The following is a 12146-nucleotide window of genomic DNA, read 5'->3' as shown; positions in this document are numbered from 1 at the left end:
AATAATTAATTTTAATATGATATTATTTATTCGTTAATATTATTATATTATTATGCAATTAAGATAACTAAGAGGAATTTATATGAAACTATTTGGAAGTAATGATAATAAAAAGAAAACAGAACCTAAAAAAGGAATTACTAATAGTTTAGGTATTGATTTAGGTACTTTAAATACTGTAATTGCAAAACCTTCTGGGGATAAATTTGATTTATATCAAATACCTTCAGTGGTAGCTGTAAAAAAAGAAGATAGTTCTGCTGTTTTAGCTGTTGGTGAAGAAGCAAAATTAATGCTTGGTAGAACTCCTGAAGATATTGTAGCACTCAGACCTTTGAAAAAAGGTGTTATTGAAAGTATTGCTCAGGCTCAAGCTTTATTAGTCAAAGCTATGGAAATAGGTATTAAAGAAGGAGATTCTGTTGGTAGGATTGTCATTGGAATTCCTGGAGATGCTTCCGAAGTAGAAAGAGAAGCTGCTGAAAAAATAGGTAGGGATGCTGGAGCAAGTTATGTTTTAGTTATTAGTGAAGGATTAGCTGCAGCTATTGGTGCTGGATTGCCTATTGCAGAACCAGATGGAACAATGGTCGTTGATATTGGTGCAGGATCTACTGATTTAGTTGTTATTTCTCTTGGAGGTATAACTGATATTGAAACTGTACGGGTCGGTGGGGATGATATTGATAATAATATTGTAAATCTTGTCAAAGAGAAATATAATGTTGGAATTGGTATACATGATGCTGAAGCTGCTAAAATTAAGGTTGGTATGTTCCATTGTAGTGAAGATTTAGAAGTTGAAACTACTGAAATAATCGGTAAATCTGCTGAAACTAACAGGCCTAAAAAGGTAGTCATTGATTCTTTACTTGTAGCTGATGCTGCTGAACCAATAATTCAAGAAATTATTAATGGTTTAAATATTGTATTAGAAAGACTCTCTCCCGAATTAATAACTGGTGTTTATCATAATAGTGTTGCTGTTGGTGGAAGTTCCCAATTAAGAGGTCTAAAAGAAAGAATATGTGATGAATTATCCATCCCTGTATCTATTTCTGATGACCCAATGACTGTCGTAGCTAAAGGGGCAGCTATTGTTGCAGCAGAACCAAGGGCTTTAGAACCTGAAGTTCGTTTAAAAGCAATGAAATAATTTTTTAATTTTTAAATATATTATTTCTTAATTTTAAATATATTATTTTTTATCTTTTTTCAACTTATCTTTAACTAAATATAATTATTTTTTTAATTAATATTTAATTTTTTAAAATTTGTTATTGATGATTTAATATACTTTTTAAGTTTAATTTACATATTCTAATTATTTGCTTATTTTAGTTACTATATATTCTTTTTATTCTATTTTTTACATTATATCCAATATTATTATTTATAAAATTATAATAATGATTTTATAAAAAAATTTAATTGTAGTTTATTTATTAAAACTATATTTGCTAGTATTCTATTTTATTACTAAAATTCTTTTTTTCTTATTAATATTCTGTTTTATATTTTTATAACATTAATAATATTATTAATATTATAATGAATACTTTAATGAATAATTTTATTAATTAATAAAATAAATCTATATATCATAATAAAAATATTATATATTAATCTAAGGTTGATTAAGATATTATTGATATTTAATAATTATATTGATATCTTAAAGATTTTCATAAGTTCTTAAAAGTTCTTAAAAGTTCTTAAAAGTTCTTATAATTTTATTTAGATAACATAGTAAAATAAAATTTTATCAATTATTTACTAATGATTTATTACAGAGAATTTATAGGAGATTTTCATGATTAAAATAGAATCTGACTTATGTAAAGGATGTGATTTATGTATTGAATCTTGTCCTAAGCATGTTTATATAAAATCATCTAATGAGAACAAAAAAGGTGTTTATTTACCCTGTCCGGTTAATGAGGTAGAATGTAATAAATGCCATCTTTGTGAATTGATGTGTCCTGATCAAGCTATTACTGTCGAAGATTTTGATGATGAAGAAATAAAAAAAGACAATAATGGGGATAATAGGTCTGATAAAGAGGATTTGGAGGAATAATATGTCTGAAGAATTATTTGTTCAGGGAAATGAAGCTTGTGCTCATGGAGCTATTAAAGCGGGATGTAGATTTTTTGCAGGCTACCCAATTACTCCTTCTACTGAAGTAGCTGAAGATTTAGCTGGACTTCTTCCAAAACATGGAGGTTCTTTCCTTCAAATGGAAGATGAAATTGGTGCTGTTGGGGCAATAATTGGTGCAAGTTGGAGTGGTTTGAAAGCAATGACTTCCACATCTGGTCCAGGATTTTCACTTATGCAAGAAAATATTGGTTATGCTCATATAACTGAAACACCTCTTGTTATTGTAGATGTACAAAGAGGGGGGCCGTCTACTGGACAACCAACTATGGCTTCTCAAGGGGATATGATGCAGATGAGATGGGGTTCACATGGGGATTACGAACCAATCGCCATCTCTCCTTCATCTGTTCAAGAGTTTTTTGATTTTACAGTTAAAGCATTTAATTTAGCTGAAAAATATAGGATTCCTGTTATTTTAGCCGCCGATGAAGTAATTGGGCATATGAGGGAAAAAATAACTATTCCTGATAAAGTAGATATAGTAAAAAGAATAATGCCTAAAGAAAATCCTAATAATTTTAGTGAAAATAACCCTTATCTTCCATTTAAAGCCGATAAAAATGGTACGCCTCCAATGGCTCCATTTGGAGAAGGATATAATGTTTCTGTGACTGGTTTAACTCATAATGAAAGAGGTTATCCTGATTCTTCAGATCCTAAAGCTCATGAAAAACTTATTAGTCGTTTATGTAATAAAATATTGAATAATCGGGAAGAAATTGTATCCGTTCATGAAAGCTTTTGTGATGATGCAGATACTATTATTATTTCATATGGTGCTCCTGTGCGGTCTGTTTTTACAGCTGTTGAATTAGGTAGGGAAAAAGGATTAAAAGTTGGTTCAATAAAAATTGATACTCCTTGGCCTTTCCCTGAAGCTCAAATATTAAAAGCAGCTGAATCAGCTAAAAATTTAGTTGTAGTTGAAATGAATCTTGGGCAAATGGTCCATGAAGTAGAAAGGGTTGCTGGTTTAGTAGATGAAAATAAACCTAATGTTTATTTAATTCCAAAAATTGGTGGGGAACTTCATAAACCTAGCGAAATATTATCTAAAATTAAGGAAATAAATTAAGGGGTTTTTTCATGGTAACTATTAATTCAAATAAAGAATCAAATAAAGAATTAAATAAAAAATCAATTAATGATTTGGATAATAAACAAAATTCTAAAAATAAAATTATTAAAAATAATCAAAATCCTTTTATGAAATATCTTAGAAAAGATAGGCTTCCCAATATATTCTGTGCAGGATGTGGGAATGGAATTGCTATGAATACTTTCTTTAAGGGAATTGAATCTGCAAAAATTGATTTTGAAACAGTATGCTTAGTATCAGGCATAGGATGTTCATCACGTATTCCAGGTTATGTTAATTGTGACTCATTACATACTACTCATGGAAGGGCGATTACATTTGCTACTGGATTGAAGGTAGGAAACCCTGATTTAAATGTTGTTGTATTTACTGGAGATGGAGATGCTGCTTCTATTGGTGGAAACCATTTAATTCATGGGGCTAGAAAGAATATCAATATCACTGTAATTTGTGTTAATAATAATATTTATGGAATGACTGGTGGACAAATTAGTCCTACTTCTCCTGAGGGTAGTTTTGGAACAACTGCGCCTTATGGTTCTAGAGATAAACCATTTAATTTAGCAGAACTTGTAACTGCTGCTGGTGCAACATATGTTTCTAGATGGACAACTGCTCATCCATTACAACTTTCAAATTCTATTAAAAAGGCATTATTAAACCCTGGATTTTCTTTTGTTGAGATTGTTTCTCAATGTCCTACATATTATGGAAGAAAAAATAAACTCAGAACTCCTGTTGATATGATTAATGCATTTAAAGAAAATAGTATTAATATAAGAAAAGCTAACAAAATGAGCTATGATGAACTTCAGGGAAAGATTATTGTAGGTGAATTTGTCAATAATACTAGAAAAGAACTAACTGAAAATGTTTGTGATCTTTCTGTTGAACAGTGTGGTCGAAATTTAGCTATCAAATCAGCATATATTGATGAATTTGATGATTAAAAACTAATTAATAATTCTATAAATCTTATTTTTATAAAAGATATTTAAAAGCTATTTTAAAAGATATCTAAAAGATATTTTAAAATATATTTTTATAAAAATTAATTCTAAATGAGTTATTTTTCAAGCGTTTTATTTTTATAATATGTATTTTTTTATAAGAGGTAATTTTATGCGAAAAGAACTAAGAATAGCAGGATTTGGAGGACAAGGTGTTATATTGGCAGGAATAATTGTCGGAAAAGCAGCTTCTCTCTTTGATGGGATTAATGCAGTTCAAACCCAGTCTTATGGTCCTGAAGCAAGAGGAGGGGCTTCAAAAACTGAAGTTGTGCTTTCTAATAATGAAATTCATTATCCTAAAGTAATAAGTCCTGATATATTGGTGGCTATGTCTCATGAAGCATTATTGGCATATATTGGTGATTTAAAAGATGAAGGTACTCTTATAATAGATCCTGACATGATTGATGAATCTGAAATAGAAGACTTTTTAAAAGAGCATAATATTAATTTATACTATGCAAGAGTAACTAAAACTGCGATGAATGATATCGGTCTTAGAATAGTAGCTAATATTGTAATGGTGGGCGCTATTTCAAAAATTACTAATGTTATTTCTCATGATGCTGCTAAAAAGGCTATTTTACAGAGTGTTCCTCCAGGTACTGAAAAAAAGAATATACAAGCTTTTGAAGCGGGTTATGCTATGGATGGTACTTAGATATCCATATGGAATTTATTATTGATATTTTATCAATTTATAAAAGATGATTATAGATTAATGTTTTATTATGTGTTAATAATTTCTAAACTGGTTTATTAGTGAAACTAGTTTACAGGTTGGTTGTTGTATATGAAGTTTTTTGAACATGCTGCAAAAAAATTATTTAAAAAAAATGGAATAAGTATTTTAGAAGGACATGTAGCTTACTCTCCTGAAGAAGCTATGGAAATAACAAGTGAGATGGGAGGCCCAGTAGCTTTAAAATCACAAGTTTTAGTTGGAGGTAGGGGAAAAGCAGGTGGAATAAAATTTGCAGATGATCCTGGTGAAGCTTTTGAGATTGCAGGAAATTTATTAGATTTAGAAATTAAAGGTGAAAAGGTAAAACACTTATTAGTCGAAAAAAAGGCAAATATTAAAAAAGAGTTTTTTTTAAGTGTTTCTATTGATAGGTCTTCTAAAAAACCTATTATTATGGCTAGTATGGATGGAGGAGTTGAAATTGAACAGTTAGCTATTGATAATCCTGAAAAAATTATTAAATATCATGTTAATCCTCTAGAAGAATTTTTACCATATGAAGCAAGAGAAATAGCTCGTAAAATGGGGGTTAGTTCTAATTTAATTTCTTCAGTTGGAGGTATTATATGGAAATTATATAATGTTTTTGATAAATATGATGCACAAGTTGCTGAGATTAATCCATTAATCCTTACTGAAGATGGTTTAATTGCTGCAGATGCCAAACTCGAAATTGAAAACGATTCTTTGTTTCGTCATAAAGAATTAGCAGAGGCTAACTCATTTAAACCTAAAGAATTTGCTTTTGTTAAACTTGATGGGGATATTGCGGTTATAGGTAATGGTGCAGGATTAACTCTTACTGGAATGGACATGATAAAGCTTAATGGTGGAAATCCAGCAACATTCTTAGATATTGGTGGTGGTGCTTCTGAAAACACTATTAAAAAAGCTTTAAATTTAGTATTAAATTATTCTCCAGTTAAAGTTGTTTTTTTAAATGTTCTTGGAGGAATAACTCGTGCTGATGATGTAGCTAAAGGTGTAATAAGGGCACTTGATTCATCAAAAAGGAAAATAAATATTGTAATACGCCTTACTGGAACTAATGAAGAAGAAGGTCAAAAAATTTTAGAAGAAGCAGGGATTCCATTTGAAATTTCAATGGAAAAAGCAGCTAAAAAAGCTGTCGAGATTCGAAATTCATTAGCTGAATAAATTTTTATATTTATTAATTAATATTCAATAGAGAATATTTAATAAATATAAAAAATTTAATTTAATAAATTATTAAATATTTAATATAATTATTAATATGTATTATATATCTGCTATTATTTGTTATAATATAAATAATTAGTTCTTAATTCTCGAATAATAATAAAAATGCTTAGTGATAATGTTTATTAATAATAATATTGTAACAATAGTATAATAATAATAATAATAATAATAATAATAAACTGATGTTTTATGTCAAATTCATTTAATAATAAAGAATCTAATAATAAAGAAGAAAACTTTTCTTTATCATTAGAAGATCAAAAAAAACTAGAGTATAGTGGGTATCGTTTTCTTGGAAAAAATAATCATGCTGCTGCTAAAATATGTCATTGGACTAAAAAAAGTATTCTTAATGAAGGAGTATGTTATAAAGAGAAATTTTATGGTGTTGAAAGTCATAGATGTCTTCAAATGTCTCCAGCAGTACCTTTCTGTAATCAAAAGTGTTCTTTTTGTTGGAGGGATCTTTCTGTCACTAAAACTGAATGGGTAGGTCATTACGATGATCCAAAAACTATAATAGAAGATGGGATAAATGCACAAAATAAACTTCTATGTGGGTTTTTTGGAAATGATAAAGCAGATAAAAAGAAATTAGAAGAATCTAAAAAGCCAAATAATGCCGCTATATCTCTAGCAGGGGAACCAATGATTTATCCTGACATTGGTGAGCTTTTAGCTGAATTTAAAAAACAGGATTTCACAACATTTTTGGTTAGTAATGGTGTAATGTATGAAGAATTATCTAATCTTGAAAATGAACCAACACAACTATATCTTTCCTTAGATGCTCCTGATAGGAAAACATATGTTGACCTCTGTAGCCCTCAAATAAATGAAGCTTGGGATAAAATAAACAAGTCACTTGAAACATTGAATAGTTTTAACTCTAAGACATGTATACGAACTACTTGTGTAAAGCATAAAAACATGTTTGATCATGAAAATTATGCAAAATTAATTGATATAGCAAACCCAGATTATATTGAAATCAAAGCATATATGTGTGTTGGATATTCTAGAGAAAGATTAACTTTAGATAATATGCCAACATTTAAAGAAGTTATTGATTTTGCTCAAAAAATAGCAGATCTAACTGGAAGGTCTATTACTAATGACTCAGAAATTAGCCGGGTCGTTCTATTGGAATAGTTTTTATAATAAACATAATATATAACACCTAAAATAAAAAAATCCTCATAATTTCCTTAATTTTCACTGTTTTTTAATTTCTAAATTTCTATAAAAATCATAATAATTTTTCTAATATTTACTTGCTTCAAAAAAAATTCTAATATTTTTTTAAATATAATAAATTTTTAGTAAATTAGGATTATCTGTTATATTATAAAAATTATTTCTATATATTTTATAATAGTTTATAATATTTTATAATAATTTATAATATTTTATAATAGTTTATATATTGAATGATATTTTTTAACTTAAAATAAATTACCTATTATTAATAAATTTTTCATATTTTTATCAACATTTTTTAGTTGAAATGATTTTTTTATATTATAAAAAATAGGTTATTATATTTTATTTTATACAATTAAATTAAATTTTTAATTAGTTTTATATGGGATTTTTAAATGAATTTATATATTTTTCTATATTTTTTATTTAATTTTTCTAATCATTGAAATTAAGGCTATTTTTCACTTTTTTAGAGGCTTTAAAATCCTTTTTTTTGCCCATAACTTCATTATTAAACTTATTTTTTTTGATTGATTTATATTTCTTATTTTATGAAAATTGTTTCTATTTGTCCTTATTTATTTGAAATCTGAATAGTAAGCCTCTTTTCATAATTTATTCAAATACGTATTCATGGCCTTTTTAGTATTTAACAAGCAAATTCCAATTCCCTCATTTTATCCTTTATATGTTAAAAAAAGCTTTATTTAAGCTTTGTCGCTAAAAAATTTTCAAAACATTTATATAGTATTGTTGTTTTAAATAAAAGGTGATAAAAAAATGTAGCTTTATAATTTTAAAGTTAGAAAATAATTTTATATTAAAATAATTTTATATTTCTTGTATTTAGTAAAATAAAATTTTAAAAATTTTATAAAAATATTTATTAAAATATTTTTCATTTAAATTTTTTTTTAAATCAAGATAAAATTCTTATTTAAGATGGATTCTATTTAAAATAAATTTTAAATTAAATAAATTTTAATTTTAAAAATGAATTTTTTATATATAATTTTTTTCAAAATAAGAATTTATTTCTAATGAGTTGGATTATATAGCTCGGAGGCGGTATAATTAGTAGATACTCGAAATATGGACCAATTATTGTAATTATTGCAATTTTTGCATTAGCTTCAATGGTCTGTGCAACTCCTTTTGGAGTAAATTTAGATAATCAAACCCATTCTGATAAGTCACATAATAATGGAATAAAAGCTTCAGCAGCTTCAGAAATTGTTAAAAAGACAAATACTTCTGATGTATCAGATAAAAATACAACAAAAACTGTTAAAGTCGTTGTTAAATCTGTTAAAATGTCTAAAAGCGATTATAAAGTAATGAAAACTTCTATTAACAAATATAAATCTGTAAATGGATCTAATCCTAATAGTTATTATTGGAAGTCTAAAGCATTAACTATTTATAAAAAAGATTATCTTGATGCTATAAGTAGATATAATAAATTTGTAAAAACTAATAAAGTTGATCCTGTTTATGTAAATATTTTTAATGCTGTAAAATATGTAAAGTGTACTGATGCAGATGATGTCAATAAAGTTAAAAAATCTCCTAGTTTACCACTAGCAGGTGAATTATCTGGTGTCAAAGGCTTAACAGTTTTACAAAAGTATATGAACAGACATCTTAACCATGTAAACGGAGGCCCTTCAACTTTTAAAGGTGTTGTAAAATCAAAAGTTGGGGACTGTTGGGGTTTAGCTGAGTGGGCAGCTAAACAACTAAAGGCAAATAGTTATAAGGTTAGAATTGTTCAAGGTGCAACTTCACTTGCTTCAAATCATAGATGGGTTCAAGTAAGACTCAATGGTAAGTGGATTAACTTTGAATCTTCATTAGTTACTAAAAAATATGGAAGTAAAAATTATTCCCAAACATGTGCAAGAGCAAATACTATAGTTAAAACTTTGTAGCTATCTAAAAGTTACAAAGTATTTTATACTTATTTTTTAGCTTTATTTTTAGTTTTATTTTTAGTTTTATTTTTAGTTTTATTTTTAGTTTTTTTAGCTTTTATTTAGATTTAATTTTATATTTATTATCATGTCCCTGTTTTATTTATTTTAATTCTAGATTTATCTTTTGGATTGTGATTTAATTTTATCTTATTTTTATTTTTAATTTTATCTTATTTTATGTTATAATTAATTTAGGTATACTAACTTATTTTTTGAATTAATTTTCATGAATATTTAAAATTCAATTATCATTAAAACTTTCACCTATTTTTTTCATTATTTGTTTCAAAATTAGTTAAATTTAACATAATTAAATTAATATATAATATTTAATAAAATACAATTTATAAAATACTTTACAAAAATATATTATATATTAATAATAATCTAAGATATATTGAGAGTAATTTAAATTAATCTAATAATGATAATAATAATCTATATAAAATTTCCTATTAAAAATCAAATAACTTTTAATTATAATTATTATTAGAGTTTTATTTAAATTATTAAATTTTATCTAAATATTTTAAAGAAAATAGTTATATAATTTATTTCATGAATATATTTTAGATTATATTTATAAATTCAATAATTAAGTGAGGAATTTTTTTGTCAATGAAAAAAATTAAAACCCCTATTGTTATTTTAAATTTTAAGACTTATATAGAATCTAGCGGAGAAAATGCACTTAATTTAGCTAAAGATCTTGAGTCTGCTGCTATTGAATCTGGTATTAACATGGCAGCTGCTCCTCAAACTACGGATATATTTAGAATAAGTCAAGAAACAGATATTCCTATATTGGCTCAACATATTGATCCTGTAAGCCCTGGAGGCCATACTGGGAGTAATCTCATAGATTCTATGATTGAATCTGGAATAAGTGGAACTCTATTAAATCACTCAGAAAAAAGAATGGGAATAGCTGATATTGATGAAGTTGTAAAATACTCTAAGGAAAAGGATATTTTTTCGGTTATTTGTACAAATAATATTGAAACAAGTGTGGCTGTAGCAACTCTAAATCCAGAATTTGTTGCTGTTGAACCTCCAGAACTTATTGGATCGGGGATTCCTGTATCTCAAGCAGAACCCGAGATTGTTGAAGGAACAGTATCTAAAGTAAAAAAAATTAATAAAAAAATAGATGTATTATGTGGTGCAGGAATTTCTACAGGTGATGATATGCGCGCTGCCCTAGATTTAGGTGCATCTGGAGTTCTTCTTGCTTCTGGTATAGTATTGTCAGATAATCCTAAAGATGCATTGTTAGATTTGGTTAGTAAAATTTAATTTATTTATTTTATGGAGATATAATGACAATTAAATTCAATACTATTGATAATTTTGATGTTAAAGGAAAAACAGTTCTTGTAAGGGTAGATATTAATTCTCCTGTTGATCCAAATTCAGGCATTATTCTGGATGATACTAGGATGAAATTACATAGTGAAACACTGAAAGAACTTTCAAATAAAGGAGCAAAGGTTGTTATATTAGCTCATCAAAGCCGGCCGGGTAAAAAAGATTTTACAACACTTGAGCAACACAAAAATGTTCTTTCAAGAAATTTAGATGTTGATGTTAAGTACATTGACTCAATTTTCTCCCATGAAGCTAAAGAAGCTATAAAAAATTTAAACAATGGGCAAATTCTTCTTCTTGAAAATGTTAGATTTTTTTCTGAAGAATCAATTAGTAAAACACCCAAAGAACAGTCTCAAACTTTAATTCCTCAGAATTTGGCTCCTTTAATAGATATTTTTGTAAATGATGCATTTGCAGCTGCACATAGATCTCAACCATCATTAGTTGGTTTTACTCCTATTCTTCCATCTGCTGCAGGCCGACTTATGGAAAAAGAGCTAAAAATTATTCAAAATGCTATTGATAATGTTGAACATCCTTGTGTTTTTGTTCTTGGGGGGATGAAATCTGATGATTCTATTGATGTTATGGAAAATGTTCTAAAGAATGGAACTGCTGATTATGTCTTAACATCTGGTTTGGTAGCTAATATTCTCCTTTTAGCCGCAGGTTATGATATTGGCAAAATAAATAAAAAATTTATTAAAGATAGGGGCTACTGTTATTTAGTCAAAAAATCTAAAAAACTACTTAAAAATTATGAATCTAAAATAGTATATCCTAAAGATGTTGCTGTTGAAAATAAGCAAGGTCTAAGAGAAGATGTTTCGGTTGAAAATATTCCTAATCTTTCTATTTTTGATATAGGAATCGAATCAATTAAAGAATATGCAAAAATAATAAGAAGTGCTAAAACTATTTTTGCCAATGGTCCTGCAGGAGTTTTTGAAGAGCCAAAATTTGCAATGGGTACTGAAGATATTTTAAATGCTATAGCTAATTCTAAAGGATTTTCTATAATTGGTGGAGGTCATATTGCAGCTGCAACTACTGCTATGGGATTTCAAAATGATGTAAACCATATTAGTAGTGGTGGTGGTGCTTGTATAAATCTTTTATCTGGGAAAAATCTAGTTGCAGTTCAAGCTTTAATTGAATCTGCTAAAAAATAAATTCTTAATTTATTTAGATATAATTATGATTATTGTTATAATTTAATCAAATGATAAAATTATACTATATTTTTAATTATTATATTTTTAATTATTATATTTTCAATTTACATTTTTAATTATTATATTTTTAATTATTATATTTTCAATTTATATTTTTAATTTATAATTTAATTTTC

General features: G+C 26.8%; 10 protein-coding genes. All 10 read left to right on the top strand.

The window, feature by feature from the left end:
* Positions 1 to 82: 82 nt before the first annotated feature.
* The 10 genes from Q0087_RS02590 (at position 83) to Q0087_RS02545 (ending at position 11967) form a co-directional block, all read left to right on the top strand.
* Complete coding sequence (locus tag Q0087_RS02590) at positions 83 to 1156, top strand: rod shape-determining protein (RefSeq protein WP_297898112.1); 1074 nt, start codon at positions 83 to 85, stop codon at positions 1154 to 1156.
* 657 nt (positions 1157 to 1813) lie between these two features.
* Complete coding sequence (locus Q0087_RS02585) at positions 1814 to 2080, top strand: ferredoxin family protein (protein ID WP_297898111.1); 267 nt, start codon at positions 1814 to 1816, stop codon at positions 2078 to 2080.
* A gap of 1 nt (position 2081) precedes the next feature.
* A complete protein-coding gene (locus Q0087_RS02580; protein WP_297898110.1) occupies positions 2082 to 3239 on the top strand; it encodes a 2-oxoacid:acceptor oxidoreductase subunit alpha in 1158 nt (385 codons plus the stop codon).
* Positions 3240 to 3370: 131 nt separating this feature from the next.
* Positions 3371 to 4213: a 2-oxoacid:ferredoxin oxidoreductase subunit beta gene (locus Q0087_RS02575; RefSeq protein ID WP_297898155.1), complete on the top strand. Its 843-nt coding sequence runs from the start codon at positions 3371 to 3373 to the stop codon at positions 4211 to 4213.
* A 172-nt stretch (positions 4214 to 4385) separates the two neighbouring features.
* A complete protein-coding gene (locus Q0087_RS02570; RefSeq protein ID WP_297898109.1) occupies positions 4386 to 4937 on the top strand; it encodes a 2-oxoacid:ferredoxin oxidoreductase subunit gamma in 552 nt (183 codons plus the stop codon).
* A 132-nt stretch (positions 4938 to 5069) separates the two neighbouring features.
* A complete protein-coding gene (sucC, locus tag Q0087_RS02565) occupies positions 5070 to 6179 on the top strand; it encodes an ADP-forming succinate--CoA ligase subunit beta (protein ID WP_297898108.1) in 1110 nt (369 codons plus the stop codon).
* 255 nt (positions 6180 to 6434) lie between these two features.
* Complete coding sequence (gene twy1, locus Q0087_RS02560) at positions 6435 to 7397, top strand: 4-demethylwyosine synthase TYW1 (RefSeq protein ID WP_297898107.1); 963 nt, start codon at positions 6435 to 6437, stop codon at positions 7395 to 7397.
* Positions 7398 to 8584: 1187 nt separating this feature from the next.
* A complete protein-coding gene (locus Q0087_RS02555; protein WP_297898106.1) occupies positions 8585 to 9379 on the top strand; it encodes a transglutaminase domain-containing protein in 795 nt (264 codons plus the stop codon).
* 672 nt (positions 9380 to 10051) lie between these two features.
* The gene (gene tpiA, locus Q0087_RS02550; protein ID WP_297898154.1) at positions 10052 to 10720 is read left to right on the top strand and encodes a triose-phosphate isomerase; all 669 of its coding nucleotides are present in this window, start codon (positions 10052 to 10054) and stop codon (positions 10718 to 10720) included.
* Positions 10721 to 10740: 20 nt separating this feature from the next.
* Entirely contained in the window at positions 10741 to 11967 is a 1227-nt protein-coding gene (locus tag Q0087_RS02545) for a phosphoglycerate kinase (protein ID WP_297898153.1), read from the top strand.
* Positions 11968 to 12146 lie beyond the last annotated feature (179 nt).

The sequence above is a fragment of the uncultured Methanobrevibacter sp. genome, from assembly GCF_937881195.1.
Taxonomy (GTDB): Archaea; Methanobacteriota; Methanobacteria; order Methanobacteriales; family Methanobacteriaceae; genus Methanobinarius.
Note: the sequence above shows the minus strand (reverse complement) of the source record. Positions and strands in the feature narration are given on the sequence as shown.